Raw genomic sequence first — 14637 nt, 5'->3', positions numbered from 1 at the left:
GAAGAAACGGACTAGGACGTTGTCCCAGCCCGTTAAACAGTCTCGATCGATTAACGACGGAGACCGAGGCGTTGAATCAATTCACGGTAACGTGTAACGTCCTTGTTACGAAGGTACGTAAGCAAGTTACGACGACGTCCAACCATTTTCAAGAGACCGCGACGTGAGTGGTGGTCTTTCTTGTGTGTACGAAGGTGGTCGTTCAATGTGTTGATTTGTTCAGTCAACACAGCCACTTGTACTTCTGGTGAACCTGTGTCACCTTGTTTTGTCGCGTATTCCGCGATAATTTCGTTTTTACGTTCTTTTGAGAGTGCCATTGCCTCTCCACCTCCATTTAATGAAAAATTGCCGCGTTGCCGAGCCGGCGTTGGTGAATCGACCAGCCAAGCGAAGCGGTGTACTTTGCGTACTTGACAAGGATAGCGTACCCGCTCTTGAAAGTCAAGATAGGATTGAGCGGGCTGCCACCTCATCTTCTTTCAGTTGAGCGACTAGCGCATCCAACCCGTCGAACGCGCGCTCGTTCCGAATATATTGGATCCACTCGATTTCGATGACTTGTCCATATAAATCCTCTGAGAAGTCGAAGAGATGGCTTTCAACCGAGACCGATCCCGTCTCATAAAACGTCGGACGACGTCCAACATTCGTCATCGCACGGAACGTCCGTCCGTCCGGGAGCGTGACGCGAGTCGCGTAAACACCTAATCGTGGCATGACGTATGAAGCGTCCATCAACACGTTCGCAGTCGGGAAACCGATGGTACGCCCTCTCGCATCACCGTGAATGACTTCGCCACAGATCACGTATGGCGTACCGAGGAGTTCATGTGCGGCATCGACCTGTCCCTCTGCCAAGAGTTTACGGATGCGGGTAGATGACACTTTTTCCCCATCCATCGTCTGCTCTGTGACGACAGACGTCGTGAATTGGTCACGCGCATGGTATGGAAGTGTCTCCATCGTCCCTTCTCCAAACTTTCCATAAGAGTAATCAAAACCAGCTGTCACGTGCACGGCTCCGGCACCGATCAAATAATCATCGACAAACTGTTGCGGGGACAAATTGGCCAATTCTTTTGTGAATGTCAAGACGAGGCAACGCTCTACCCCGAGCGCTTCGATGCGCTTCAGTTTCCGGGACAGCGGTGTAATATAGCGGACCGCATCCGGTTTATTGGAGAGTACTTGTTTCGGATGAGGATCGAACGTGACGACCGTCACCGGCAGGTTGTGCTCCGCTGCCACCCGTTTGGCATGATGGATTACAGCTTGATGCCCTTTATGAACACCGTCGAAGAAACCGAGTACCATAATGGACGGATACACGTCGGGTGTTTCTGGATAAGTGAGATGTCTTGTTTCCATACTGTCAAATTCCCCCTTAGTCGATAGCCAACATGACCTCGACTGTAGCGTCTGTCGTTCCTTCTTGTCTTCGATATAAAGCAAGAGGGATTCCTTCTTCATTATAGACAGTAAATAACTCAAATTCGAGCGAAACGCCGTTCAGTTTCCCGCCGTTGCGAATATAGCGTTCCCGATTCTTTGGAATGGTGATCATTGGCCAGCGTTTGATCACATCTTCGAGAGGAATGACATACGCCATTCGCTCCTCGACCGTTTCAAGTGTTTGAAGCGTTCCGAGTGTTACCGCGGTCGCTTCATCAAACGTTCCTGAGCTCGTCCGTCTGAGTTCGCTCATATGGGCAGGGTAACCGAGTTTCTCCCCAATCTGAACGGCGAGCGTTCGAATATACGTCCCTTTCCCACAGTCGATTTCCATTCGGAATCGACAGACGTCCGCTTCGAATATCAATTCACTCGTCCGCTCCAGACGAAGAATCTCGACCGTCCGCCGAGGTCGTTCGACGGTCTGCCCTTTCCGAGCATACTCGTACAACTTTTTCCCGTTTACTTTGACCGCCGAGTAGTACGGCGGGATTTGTTCAATCATTCCTGTCAATTGGCGCATCGCCTCGTCAATCTGGGTTGCATCCAAATCGTTCGGTGTGACTGACTTCTGCGTGACGACCTCGCCATGCGCGTCCTCGGTCATCGTGGCGGTACCAATCGTCACCTCGGCCACGTAACGCTTCCCTTCATCTGTGATAAAACGCGATAACTTTGTGGCGCGCCCTAAACAGATGGGCAATACGCCTGTCACTTCCGGGTCAAGCGTACCTGTGTGACCGACCTTTTTCGTCTGGAACAATTTTCGTAATTTAAATACGCAGTCATGACTCGTCATGCCAGCATCTTTATCGAGTACGAGCACTCCGTTCGGTTCCAATTTCATCCCTCCATATAAAAAAGGGAGAACGACGTCTCCCCTTTCAAATTATTAATCTTTGTTCAAATCACGAATCAACGAATCGATATGGCTACCATATGCGACTGAAGAATCATATTCAAACGAGATCTCTGGTGTTTTACGAAGACGGATGCGATTCCCGATTTCGCGACGGATAAACCCTTTCGCCTTATCGAGACCAGCTTGCGTTTCTGCTTTCACATCTTCCTCATCACCAAGCACCGTATAATAGACTGTTGCTTGCTGTAAGTCACCTGTCACATCAACGCTCGTAATCGTAGCGTTTTTTGTACGCGGGTCACTGACTTCCCGTAACAAGACATCTGTTATTTCTTTACGCATTTGCTCGGCAACACGTTGGGCACGAATTTTCATACGTGATCCCTCCTCACATTATTTACGTTCGACTTCTTTCATGACGAACGCTTCAATGACATCGTCTACTTTGATGTCATCAAATTTCTCTACTTTAATCCCACACTCATAACCAGTCGCCACTTCTTTCACGTCATCTTTGAAACGACGAAGCGTATCGAGTTTACCTTCGTAAATCACGATTCCGTTACGAATGACACGGACACCGGCGTCACGTGTGATTTTACCTTCTGTCACATAACAACCTGCAATAGCACCGACTTTCGAAACTTTGAAGACGTCACGGACTTCGACTTGACCTGTGATTTCTTCCACGAACTCTGGGTCAAGCATCCCTTTCATCGCGCTCTCGATTTCTTCGATTGCGTTGTAGATGATGCGGTGGAGACGCATTTCAACGTTCTCTTGTTCCGCCATCGAACGTGCGTTTCCATCAGGACGGACGTTGAATCCGATGATGACAGCATTCGCAGCTGAAGCGAGGATGACATCACCTTCCGTGATTGCACCGACACCTTGGTGAACGATGTTAACTTTGACGCCTTCGACATCAATCTTGCGGAGTGAACCAGCCAATGCTTCGGCTGACCCTTGAACGTCTGCTTTGATGATGACGTTCAAGTCTTTCACTTCACCTTCTTGAATGCGGCTGAACAAATCATCAAGACTTACTTTCGCCGACTCACGACGCTGTGACTCAAGGTAACGTTGGTAACGTTTTTCCCCGATTGCACGTGCTTTCTTCTCATCTTCGAAGACGATGAACTGGTCACCCGCTTGTGGAACGTCGTTCAAACCAGTGATTTCAATCGGTGTAGATGGTCCGACTTGTTTCACACGGCGACCGATATCGTTGACCATCGCACGGACACGACCGAATGTGCTACCGACGACGATTGAGTCTCCGATTCGAAGTGTACCGTGTTGAACGAGAAGTGTCGCGACCGGTCCACGTCCTTTGTCGAGTTTCGCCTCGATGACTGAACCACGAGCTGGCATGTCTGGTGTCGATTTATATTCTTCGACTTCAGATACGAGGAGAATCATCTCGAGCAATTCATCGATCCCTTCGCCTTTAATAGCAGAAATCGGAACGAAGATTGTTTCGCCGCCCCACTCTTCAGGGATGAGACCGAACTCTGTCAACTCTTGTTTGACACGGTCAGGGTTTGCCCCTTCTTTGTCCATTTTGTTGACTGCCACGATGATTGGAACGTTCGCTGCCTTGGCGTGCGAGATTGCTTCCTCTGTTTGTGGCATGACGCCATCGTCAGCCGCAACGACGATGATTGCGATATCTGTCACTTCGGCACCGCGGGCGCGCATCGTTGTGAAGGCTGCGTGACCTGGTGTATCGAGGAATGTGATTTTCTTATCGTTGACTTCAACTTGGTAAGCACCGATGTGCTGCGTGATTCCGCCCGCTTCTCCTGCGACGACTTTCGTGTTACGAATCGAGTCAAGAAGTGTCGTTTTCCCGTGGTCGACGTGACCCATGATGGTAACGACAGCTGGACGTTCTTCAAGGTCATATTGTGAGAAGTCGATCTCAACTGTTTCAAAGTCTGTCTCATCGACAACAACTTCTTTTTCAACCTCAAAGCCGAATTCTGCAGCGAGTAATTCAACCGTTTCATCATCAAGCGTTTGGTTGATGGTTGCCATGACACCGAGACCCATCAACTTCATGATGATTTCATTTGGCTTTTTATTCATTTTTAAAGCAAGGTCAGACACGCTGAGTACATCGTCATACTTGATGACGTTGCCCATCTCTGCCTCTTGCGCGAGACGTGCTGCTTTACGCTGACTTGTCTTCGAGTTTGGATCGGCTTCTTGTGGCACAGCTGCTTTTACCGGCTTGCCTTTGCCTTTCCCTTTTCCACGTTTTTTATTGCGTGGGTCGTTGTTTCGGTTATCGTTACGATTTTGTCCACCGCGATTGTTTTGTCCACCGCGATTGTTTTGACCGCCACGGTTTTGTTGTCCCGCTTGTGGACGTGACGCTTGTGCTTCTTTTTTCTCTTGCTTCGGCTCATTCGATGTTGACGTCGCTTTCGCTTCCGCTTGTTTTTCAGCACGATATTTTTCAGGATTGAACACACGGTCCAATTGTTTTACCGTTTCCTCATCGAGGACGGCCATATGGTTTTTCACCGGTTTGTTCAATTTTTCTAATTGAGTAATGACTTGTTTACTCGTTACATTCTGTTCTTTTGCAAATTCATAGACGCGTTTTCCCAAAGCATCCACCTCCGTTAATAGTTAAGAGAGAAGTTGCTTAAGCTTGTTCGCAAATCCGGATTCTGTCACCGATACGACGACACGCATGTCTTTACCGAGTGCGGCACCGATTGTATAGCGATCGCTCACTTCAATCAATGGCACTTGATAAGACGCACATTTGTCAGTGACTCGTTTTTTCGTCGAGGCACCTGCATCTCCGGCTAGAATGACGAGCTTGGCACGACCTGCTCGTACATCCTTTAATACAAACTCTTCTCCCATCGTTACTTTCCTCGCTCGAGCAGCAAGGCCTAACAATGATTCCCACTGGCTCATGATTCGCCACCTGCGACAGCTTTCAACTGTTCATACAAGTCGTCGCTCGTCTTTACTTTCAAGTGATGGTCGAGCGTCCGTTTTTTCTCTGCTTGACGAACGACTTCGATATCTTTTGATAAGTAAGCACCACGACCGTTCACTTTACCCGTCTGATCGATGACCACGTCACCTTCAGGCGTCCGAACGACACGAATCAATTCTTTTTTCGGGAGCATTTCCTGTGTGACCACACACTTACGCAAAGGAAGTTTCTTTTGCTTCATGGTCATTCCTCTTCTTTCACCGCAGTCGTTTCAACTGTAGCATCTGATAAGTCTTGTTCTACTTCATTTTGAACAATTTCTGGTTCTGATTCAACTTTTTCAGCGAACGTATCGAACAAATCAAGTGCTTCGGCATCCGTTTCACTCTTGATGTCGATTTTCCATCCTGTCAATTTCGCAGCGAGACGGGCGTTTTGACCACGTTTCCCGATTGCGAGTGACAATTGATAGTCCGGTACGACGACTGTCGTCGATTTTGCTGGCTCGTTGACATATACCGCAACGACCTGAGCCGGGCTGAGTGCGTTACGAACGAACTCTTTCGGGTCTTCAGACCAGCGGACGATATCAATTTTCTCGCCGTTCAATTCGTCGACAATCGTTTGAACACGTTGTCCTTTCGGTCCGACGCATGCGCCGACCGGGTCGACGATATCCGAGTGTACAGCGATTTTCGAACGGTCACCCGCTTCACGCGATACTGACATCACGTCGACTGTCCCGTTTGAAATCTCAGGAACTTCGAGTTCGAACAAGCGGCGCAAAAGTCCCGGATGCGTACGCGAAACTTGAATCGCTGCACCTGAACCTTTCGTCGTTGAATCTACTTTTGTCACGTATACTTTGATACGGTCATGGATTTGGTATGACTCGTTCGGCATCTGTTCATTCGGTGTCAATACAGCTTCAATGTTGTTTTCGAGACCGATATAAAGGTTGCGTGGGTCAAAACGCTCCACGATTCCTGTCATGATTTCATCTTCTTTGTCAGCGAAGTGGTTGTAGATGCGTTCGCGTTCCGCTTCACGCATCTTCTGTGTGACGACTTGTTTTGCCGTCATCGCCGCGACACGTCCGAAATCACTCGGTGTGACTTCTTCTTTATGGAAATCGCCGAGCTCATAGTTCGGATCGATTTCATGTGCTTCTTCGAGTGAGAGCTGTTGGTCCGGTTGCGTGAGGCGCTCTACGACTTCTAACAAAGCGTAGACACGGATATCCCCCGTCACCTGATCAAACTCGACTTTCACGTGCTCGTTCGGGTTCGCCACGTTGCGACGATACGCAGAAATGAGCGCTTGTTCGAGTGCATCGATAATGATATTTTTGTCGATTCCTTTTTCTTTGGCAATCTGATCGATTGTAGTGAGTAATTGTGGACCCATCTTCTTCCCTCTCCTTAACTAAACGTGACCGCTAAGCGGGCTTGTGCAATTTTGTCAACCGGTAGCGATACCGCTTTTTTTCTTGTCTTGATGCGTGTCTCGATCACGACCGTTTCCCCATCATATGCCGTCAAAATTCCTTCAAACTCTTTGGCACCATCGATCGGAGCGAACGTTTTCATGTAGACATTTTTGCCTACCGCACGTTCAAAATCGCTCGGCTTTTTCAGCGGACGCTCCGCACCAGGACTCGAGACATCAAGATAATAAGCCTGTTCAATCGGATCGGTTTCGTTTAGTTTTTCCGAGAGCTGTTCATTGATATTGACGCAATCGTCCAAATCGACGCCCCCCGGCTTATCGATATAGACGCGCAAGAACCAGTCTGGACCTTCCTTAACGAATTCCACATCGACCAATTCCATGTTTTCCCGTTCTACGATCGGCAACGCAATCGATTCAACGACTTCTGTTATTTTGGACACTCTCATCCCTCCTTCTGGCTTTTACATACAAGAAAGGAGTAGGGTTCCCTACTCCTTTCCGTCGTAGTATCCAACTTTGTTCGATACCAATATATCATATTTTCCCGATAAATCGCAACTTACACCCCAAAATCAAAGAATGAGAGTTGGTTCTCATCAGGCAGACCTTCGAGACATTTCATCGTATCAAGTGTCTCGATGACCGTTTTCGAAAGTTTCGCACGTTTCCGCAAATCTTCTTTCGAAAGGAACTGTCCTTCTTCTCTCGCTTCGACGATTGCTTTCGCCGCATTCGTTCCAAGGCCATCGACCGCGTTGAACGGTGGAATCAGCGTATTGTCTTCAATCAAGAACTCTGTCGCACTCGACCGATACAAGTCGATGTTTTGGAACTTCATACCCCGCTCGAGCATTTCGAGTGCCAGTTCAAGGACCGTGTGCAGTCCTTTATCCTTCGCCGTCGCATCGAACCCTTTTTCTCGGATATCCGACATCGCCTTCCGTACGGCCTGAGGACCTTTAATCATTGCGGACAAGTCAAAATCTCCCGCCCGAACGGTAAAGTACGTCGCGTAGTACAGAATCGGATGATGCACTTTGAAGTATGCAATCCGAACCGCCATCAAGACGTAGGCAGTCGCGTGCGCTTTCGGGAACATGTACTTGATTTTCTTACAAGACGAGATATACCATTCCGGCACGTCATTCTCCCGCATCTCGGACTCCATCTCTTCCGTGAGTCCTTTCCCTTTCCGGACGGACTCCATGATTTTAAAGGCGAATGATGGTTCGAGGCCTGCATAAATCAGATAGACCATGATGTCGTCTCGACAACCGATGACATCTTTCAGTTCGCACGTCCCGTTATAAATCAATTCGTTCGCGTTCCCGAGCCAGACGTCTGTTCCGTGAGATAGACCAGAGATTTGAACGAGTTCCGAGAACGTTGACGGTTTTGTCTCTTCAAGCATCTGACGGACGAACTTCGTCCCGAATTCTGGAATCCCGAGTGTCCCGGTTTTCGATTCAATCTGTTCCGGTGTCACCCCAAGCACTTCTGGTGAAGAAAAAATCTTCATGACAGTCGGATCATCCGTCGGAATCGTCTTCGGATCGATACCAGACAAATCCTGTAACATCCGGATGACGGTCGGGTCATCATGCCCGAGAATATCGAGTTTCAATAAGTTGTCATGGATGGAGTGGAAGTCAAAGTGAGTCGTCTTCCACTCAGAAGAATTGTCATCCGCCGGATACTGGATCGGAGAAATGTCCGCGATGTCCATGTAGTCCGGTACGACGATGATCCCCCCTGGGTGTTGCCCTGTCGTCCGTTTCACCCCGGTGACCCCGGACACGAGACGGTCCACCTCGGCGTTCCGGTAAATCTTATCGTTCTCGGTCGCATAGCCTTTCACGTATCCATAAGCCGTCTTGTCGGCAATCGTTCCGATTGTCCCGGCACGATACACATACTCTTCTCCGAACAGCACTTTTGTATAGGCGTGGGCATGCGGTTGATATTCACCTGAGAAGTTCAAGTCGATATCTGGTACTTTGTCCCCTTTGAAACCGAGGAACGTCTCGAACGGAATGTCATGACCGTCTTTTTTGTACCACGTGCCGCACTCCGGGCACTCCTTGTCCGGTAAGTCATATCCCGACCCGACCGACCCGTCGTTGAAGAAATGTGAGTGCTGACAGTTCGGACAGACGTAGTGAGGTGGTAGCGGGTTGACTTCGGTGATCTCCGTCATCGTTGCGACGAGACTCGAACCGACCGACCCACGCGACCCGACCAGATACCCATCATCGAGTGATTTTTTAACGAGTTTATGCGAAATCAAGTAAATGACGGCGAACCCGTGACCGATAATCGACTTGAGCTCTTTCTCAAGACGCGCCTCCACGATCTCAGGCAGCTCGTCCCCGTAGATGGAGCGAGCCATGTCGTAGCTCATATTCCGAACCTCATCATCCGCACCTTCAATTTTCGGCGTATACAAATCATCCGGGATGATTTGAATCGACTCAATCTGGTCGGCAATCGCATTCGGATTCGTGATGACGATTTCACGCGCTAAATCGTCACCTAAAAACTTGAACTCTTCCATCATTTCTTTCGTCGTCCGAAAGTGCGCATGCGGTAATTCTTTACGCGTATTGATAAAGTTCGCCCCACCTTGGGTACGAATCAAAATTTCGCGATAAGACCGGTCGGACCGATCTAGATAGTGCACATTCCCTGTCGCACAAACCGGTAACTCGGCCTTCTCGGCGACGCGAATGATACGCTTAATGATTTCGCGGAGTTCTAACTCATTCGCCACAATCTCTTTATCAATTAAATGATGGTAGAGTGCCGGCGGATGAATCTCGATAAAGTCGTAAAACGACATCATCTTCTCGAGTTCATCATCCGACTTGTTCAAGGCGGCGTCAAAAATCTCCCCGTTATCGCAAGCCGAACCAATCAACAGTCCTTCCCGTCGCTTCACGAGCTCAGAACGTGGCATGCGTGCCATCCGATACAAGTAATCGATGTGAGATAAGGAGATGAGCTCATATAAATGACGAAGTCCTGGCTTTTTATTTTTAGCGTAGATAGTCGCATGAAACGGACGAATCTTCGATACGTCACTCCCGACTTTCGCGTTCAACGAGCGATGTGTCGTCATCTCGAACATCTGCTTAGCGAGATCGAGTAGCTTCATGAGCAAATATGCTGTTGCTTCCGCATCATAAATGGCACGGTGATGTTGTGTCAGTTCGATATCGAATCGCTTCGCAAGTGTATTGAGTCGATGATTCTTCAACGTCGGCATCAACGTTCGAGCAAGTTCGAGCGTATCGATGACCGGATAATTATCTGGTTCATGTCCTCCGCTACGGAGAGTCGCCTCAAGGAAGCCCATATCGAATGACGCGTTATGGGCGACGAGAATGCTGTCGCCACACCAATCGACGAACTGTTTCGTGATCACTTCCGGGTCCGGTTGACCTTGGACCATGTCATCCGTGATCCCAGTCAATTCAATCGTGGTCGCTGACAAGGCATGTTTCGGGTCGGCGAACGCCTCAAACCGGTCAATGATTTCCCCGTCCTTGATTTTAACCCCAGCGAGTTCGATGATTTTATTGTAGACGGCAGAAAGTCCCGTCGTCTCGACGTCGAAGACGACGTATGTCGCATCGTCCAATGCCACATCGGTCGCATGATAGGCGACAGGGACACCATCGTTGACAACATTCGCCTCGACTCCGTATAACACTTTAATGTCGTTCTTCTTCCCGGCATAATACGCTTCTGGGAACGCCTGGACTCCCGCATGGTCGGTGATGGCAATGGCACGATGTCCCCATTTCGCAGCACGGGCGACGAGCGACGAGACGTTTGTGACGGCATCCATTTGGCTCATCTGTGTGTGCGCGTGAAGTTCGACACGCTTCTCGCCTTCCCATTCGTCACGTGGCGGTTCGACCTTCACTTCTTGAAGTTGAGATGCCATCATACATAGTTCGCGCATGAACGAATCATCTTCGACCCGCCCAGCTGTTTGAATCCACATGCCTTTTTTGACGGCACTGAGCATACGGTCGTCATCGTCATCGCGGGCAAATACTTTCACAATCAATGAGTCGGTGTAATCCGTCATCTTGAACGTGAACAGTTTCTTCCCACTCTTCAATTCTTTCCGTTCTGCCGAGAAGACGAGTCCACGAATCGCGACACGTCGTTCTTCCTCGATAATCGTCTTGATTGGGACGATCTCATCTTTAATGAGCGCACCCATCCGGATTTCTGTGATCGGTTCGTCATTCGTTTCTGTTGCCTTGGCGAATTGAGCAGCCAGTGCCATTTTCGCTTGTTCGATGTCTTCTTGAACAACCTGTTCGCGAAGGGCCTGATTCGCCTCAGCGTCTTCTGAAAATTGAGCCTGACACGGCTTTTTCGTGAACCCATAGGCACTATAGAGCGCCTGCACTTCTTGACAGAGCTCTTTGTCCACATAACTCGCCTCAGGTGCGGAACGCACCGGGATCATGAGTTTGTTCTGCTCGAATCGTGGCGAAACGGAACCGAAATAACTGCGCATCGCACCAGAAACTTGGCTCAACTCGCTGACGATTCGCGGCCAATAGTCGATATAGTCTTGCTCACTTCCACCAGCTGTTGTCGAGAACCGAGCGTACACCTCATCCGCGAACGTCGCATAACGGCTTTCTAATCGACTCATGAACAATTGATGCACGTCGTATGGCAATACTTTTGGAAATGAAAAATAAAACGTCCACGTCCGTCGCTTCTTGTTGACGACGAGCCGTGAGAGTTCGGCCTGATCAAACAGGTCCGTCTCGGTCGTGATCCCAAGGTCACTTAATAATAATTGCATCTTTTGATTTGCTTCCACGGGTCCGTCTTTCCCCCTTTATGCCAATTCGACAAATGAAGGTGACCGCCTCCGCTGTCACCTTCATCCATTAATGAACTTCGCTAAATTTTGAAGCGATGACTTCTTTCAATTCATCGATTGACGTTTCAATCACTTCACCTGTTGCACGTACTTTCACTTCAACGATGCCTTCGCCGGCTTTTTTCCCGACGTTCACGCGAATCGGAAGTCCAATCAAATCTGCATCTGCAAACTTGACGCCCGCGCGTTCTTTTCGGTCGTCGAACAAGACATCGTATGTTTGACCAAGCTCTTCATAAAGACGGTTCGCCAACTCGACTTGCGTCTCATCTTTTGCATTGATTGCGATCAAATGGAGATCGAACGGCGCCACGTTACGTGGCCAAACGATTCCACGGTCGTCGTGATGTTGTTCGACGATGGCTGAAAGTGTGCGTGACACCCCAATGCCGTAGCAACCCATGATGAGTGGTTCGGCACGACCCTCTTCGTTGAGGAACGTCGCACCCATCGCTTCTGAATATCGTGTCCCGAGTTTAAATACTTGTCCCACTTCAATCCCACGAGCAAAACGAACCGGACCGGACTCATCCGGTGCCAAATCGCCTTCGACAACGAAACGTAAATCGTGGTATGTCATCTCGGCAAGGTCGCGCGCAGCGTTTACACCCGTGTAGTGTGTGTTCGCCTCGTTGGCACCACAGACTGCATCCACTAAGTACTTGACCGCATAGTCGGCAACGACTTTGACCGGAGCGTTAATCGGTCCGAGTGTACCTGGCGCACAGTTGAACAACTCAACGATTTTCGCTTCTTCTTCAAGTTGAATGTCGAGTCCACCGAGTGCGTTCTTCACTTTGACTTCATTCGCTTCGTGGTCGCCACGAACGATTGCCATGACGGTTTCGCCATCCACGTTGAACAAGACAGATTTGATTGTCGTCTTCGGATCCACGTTCAAGAATGCCGCCACATCTTCAATCGTACGATTCTCTTCCGTGTCCACTTTTTCGAGTGGACGAACGTCAGCTTGCTGCATCTCATAACGGTCGAGCGTTTCGGCCATCTCGATGTTCGCCGCATAGTTCGACGTGTCGGTGTAGACAATCGTGTCTTCCCCGATATCCGCAAGCGCTTGGAATTCATGCGTATCTTTCCCGCCGATTGCCCCAGAGTCCGCGACGACCGGACGATACTTCAGTCCTGTGCGGTCGAAGATGCGTGAGTACGCATTATACATGTTTGTATATTCTTCATCTAAGTCTTCTTGTGTCGCGTGGAATGAGTAGGCGTCTTTCATCAAGAACTCACGTCCGCGGAGCAACCCGAAACGTGGACGACGCTCATCACGATACTTCGTTTGAATCTGGTACAAGTTCATCGGAAGTTTTTTATACGAGTTGAGCTCGTCTCGGACGATTGATGTGATCAATTCTTCGTGTGTCGCACCGAGTGCGAAACGACGGTCATGACGGTCCGTCAAGCGCATCAATTCAGGACCGTAAATGCCCCAACGTCCTGTCTCTTCCCAAAGTTCCGCCGGTTGAATGGCAGGCATCAATAACTCTTGTGCACCGGCACGATTCATCTCTTCACGGATGATTGTTTGGATGTTGTGTAACACCTTATGTCCGAGTGGAAGATAAGAATAAATTCCTGCCGCATTTTGACGGATGAATCCTCCACGGACGAGGAGTTGATGGCTGACCGCTTCCGCGTCAGCCGGAACTTCTCTCAATGTAGGCATGAGCAATCTAGATTGTTTCATACAGTTCAACGTTTCCCTTCTCTACAAACAGCTTATTTAAAGAATGATTGAATGTCGTTCCAAGTGACAATCAACATTAAAATCATCAAGAGTGCGAATCCGATAAAGTGGACGAATCCTTCTTTTTTCGGATCGATTGGACGTCCGCGTACCGCTTCGAACAAGAGGAAAATCAAACGTCCTCCGTCTAACGCTGGCAATGGGAGCAAGTTGAAGATCGCAAGGTTGACGGAGAGAAGCGCTGTCCAGTTCAACAGCATGATCAAACCGCTCGCCGCTACTTCATCTGTCATCCGTACAATCCCGACCGGACCTGCTAGTTGATCGACACCGACTTGTCCTGTCACCAAATCACCGACCGCAGAGAAGATGAGCGTCGACATCGTCCATGTCGTTTCCGCTCCCGTCGTCACGGCTTTGACCGGTGATCGCTCGAGTGCGTTCGTGACACCAAGGATTCCGACCGTCTCTCCGTTTTGTTCGACTGCTTGTGGTGTGAGGGTGACAGTTGCTTCCTCCCCATCACGGACATACGTGACTTCCGTAGGGGTGTCCGCCCGGTCTTCTAAAGCAGATCGTAAGTCGAGCCAATCGGTAATCGGCTCACCTTCAATCGATACGATTTCATCCCCGCTCATCAAACCAGCCTCATCAGCGGCTGAATCCGGTTGAACCGTACCGATTTGACCGTCGTTCGTTGGGGTTCCTTGAACGAGCCCCACAATAATGAGCAAGATGAACGCCAAGACGAAGTTCATCGCCGGACCGGCTGCGATGGCCAAGACACGTTTCCAAACCGACTGGGCTCCAAATGTTCGATCATACGGTGCGATTTGAATTTCCATCCCTTGGTCGACAAGGAGTGTGTCTCGCTCTAATGAATAGACACGCACTTCCTCATCGATGAGAAGTTGCACTTTCAACTCATGTGTCGAATCGAACTTATCGACGGTTCCGACGACATGGACATCTGTAGCCGTGTCCGGTTGGAAGTAGACACGATCGACCGTCCCCTGTTCGGTGAGCCGGAGTCCGACATGCTGACCCGCACGGACTTCAATCGGTTCAAAATCTTCTCCGGCCATTTTGACGTAGCCACCGATTGGTAAAAGACGAATGGTATAGAGCGTTTCATTTTTACGGAATGAAACAATTTTTGGACCGAATCCGATTGCAAACTCGTGACAGAGAATGCCTGCCCGTTTCGCCATGACGAGGTGTCCCCATTCGTGTACCGAAATGAGAACGCCAAACATCAAAACGATGGCGATAAAAGTCGTCAT

At 49.4% G+C, this 14637-nt stretch carries 12 protein-coding genes; all 12 read right to left on the bottom strand.

Annotated elements, in window-relative coordinates; translation table 11 throughout:
• Positions 1-50: 50 nt before the first annotated feature.
• The 12 genes from rpsO to rseP all read right to left on the bottom strand — a co-directional run bounded on the left by rpsO (position 51) and on the right by rseP (position 14637).
• Complete coding sequence (gene rpsO / locus KNO73_RS02745) at positions 51-320, bottom strand: 30S ribosomal protein S15 (protein ID WP_015881433.1); 270 nt, start codon at positions 318-320, stop codon at positions 51-53.
• Between the two features lie 124 nt (positions 321-444).
• The gene (locus KNO73_RS02740) at positions 445-1371 is read right to left on the bottom strand and encodes a bifunctional riboflavin kinase/FAD synthetase (protein ID WP_215112008.1); all 927 of its coding nucleotides are present in this window, start codon (positions 1369-1371) and stop codon (positions 445-447) included.
• Between the two features lie 16 nt (positions 1372-1387).
• Positions 1388-2302, bottom strand: a complete 915-nt coding sequence (gene truB / locus KNO73_RS02735) for a tRNA pseudouridine(55) synthase TruB (RefSeq protein WP_251024825.1) — start codon at positions 2300-2302, stop codon at positions 1388-1390.
• Between the two features lie 45 nt (positions 2303-2347).
• Complete coding sequence (gene rbfA, locus KNO73_RS02730) at positions 2348-2692, bottom strand: 30S ribosome-binding factor RbfA (RefSeq protein WP_159562106.1); 345 nt, start codon at positions 2690-2692, stop codon at positions 2348-2350.
• 18 nt (positions 2693-2710) lie between these two features.
• Positions 2711-4936 (bottom strand): translation initiation factor IF-2, encoded by a 2226-nt coding sequence (gene infB, locus KNO73_RS02725; RefSeq protein ID WP_215112007.1) that lies wholly within the window; start codon positions 4934-4936, stop codon positions 2711-2713.
• Between the two features lie 21 nt (positions 4937-4957).
• Complete coding sequence (locus KNO73_RS02720) at positions 4958-5254, bottom strand: YlxQ family RNA-binding protein (protein WP_015881428.1); 297 nt, start codon at positions 5252-5254, stop codon at positions 4958-4960.
• Positions 5251-5526: an RNase P modulator RnpM gene (gene rnpM, locus KNO73_RS02715; protein ID WP_193343251.1), complete on the bottom strand. Its 276-nt coding sequence runs from the start codon at positions 5524-5526 to the stop codon at positions 5251-5253. Before rnpM ends, KNO73_RS02720 begins: the two co-directional genes overlap by 4 nt.
• Positions 5523-6686, bottom strand: a complete 1164-nt coding sequence (nusA, locus tag KNO73_RS02710; RefSeq protein WP_074037219.1) for a transcription termination factor NusA — start codon at positions 6684-6686, stop codon at positions 5523-5525. Before nusA ends, rnpM begins: the two co-directional genes overlap by 4 nt.
• A 14-nt stretch (positions 6687-6700) precedes the next feature.
• Complete coding sequence (gene rimP, locus KNO73_RS02705; RefSeq protein WP_193343250.1) at positions 6701-7177, bottom strand: ribosome maturation factor RimP; 477 nt, start codon at positions 7175-7177, stop codon at positions 6701-6703.
• A gap of 113 nt (positions 7178-7290) precedes the next feature.
• Positions 7291-11565, bottom strand: a complete 4275-nt coding sequence (locus tag KNO73_RS02700) for a PolC-type DNA polymerase III (protein ID WP_251024824.1) — start codon at positions 11563-11565, stop codon at positions 7291-7293.
• Positions 11566-11653: 88 nt separating this feature from the next.
• Positions 11654-13354, bottom strand: a complete 1701-nt coding sequence (locus tag KNO73_RS02695) for a proline--tRNA ligase (protein ID WP_031421704.1) — start codon at positions 13352-13354, stop codon at positions 11654-11656.
• A gap of 32 nt (positions 13355-13386) precedes the next feature.
• Positions 13387-14637, bottom strand: coding sequence for an RIP metalloprotease RseP (rseP, locus tag KNO73_RS02690; protein WP_015881422.1), 1251 nt, complete (start codon positions 14635-14637; stop codon positions 13387-13389).

It is taken from the genome of Exiguobacterium sp. s83 (genome assembly GCF_018617095.1).
Taxonomy (GTDB): domain Bacteria; phylum Bacillota; class Bacilli; order Exiguobacteriales; family Exiguobacteriaceae; genus Exiguobacterium; species Exiguobacterium profundum.
Note: the sequence above shows the minus strand (reverse complement) of the source record. Positions and strands in the feature narration are given on the sequence as shown.

Excerpts from the sequence above, each read along its gene's own strand:
- rimP (WP_193343250.1), bottom strand. The coding sequence starts at position 7,177 with ATGAGAGTGTCCAAAATAACAGAAGTCGTTGAATCGATTGCGTTGCCG.
- KNO73_RS02720 (WP_015881428.1), bottom strand. The coding sequence starts at position 5,254 with ATGAGCCAGTGGGAATCATTGTTAGGCCTTGCTGCTCGAGCGAGGAAA.
- rpsO (WP_015881433.1), bottom strand. The coding sequence starts at position 320 with ATGGCACTCTCAAAAGAACGTAAAAACGAAATTATCGCGGAATACGCG.
- rbfA (WP_159562106.1), bottom strand. The coding sequence starts at position 2,692 with ATGAAAATTCGTGCCCAACGTGTTGCCGAGCAAATGCGTAAAGAAATA.
- KNO73_RS02740 (WP_215112008.1), bottom strand. The coding sequence starts at position 1,371 with ATGGAAACAAGACATCTCACTTATCCAGAAACACCCGACGTGTATCCG.
- rnpM (WP_193343251.1), bottom strand. The coding sequence starts at position 5,526 with ATGACCATGAAGCAAAAGAAACTTCCTTTGCGTAAGTGTGTGGTCACA.
- KNO73_RS02700 (WP_251024824.1), bottom strand. The coding sequence starts at position 11,565 with ATGCAATTATTATTAAGTGACCTTGGGATCACGACCGAGACGGACCTG.
- rseP (WP_015881422.1), bottom strand. The coding sequence starts at position 14,637 with ATGACGACTTTTATCGCCATCGTTTTGATGTTTGGCGTTCTCATTTCG.
- truB (WP_251024825.1), bottom strand. The coding sequence starts at position 2,302 with ATGAAATTGGAACCGAACGGAGTGCTCGTACTCGATAAAGATGCTGGC.
- KNO73_RS02695 (WP_031421704.1), bottom strand. The coding sequence starts at position 13,354 with ATGAAACAATCTAGATTGCTCATGCCTACATTGAGAGAAGTTCCGGCT.
- nusA (WP_074037219.1), bottom strand. The coding sequence starts at position 6,686 with ATGGGTCCACAATTACTCACTACAATCGATCAGATTGCCAAAGAAAAA.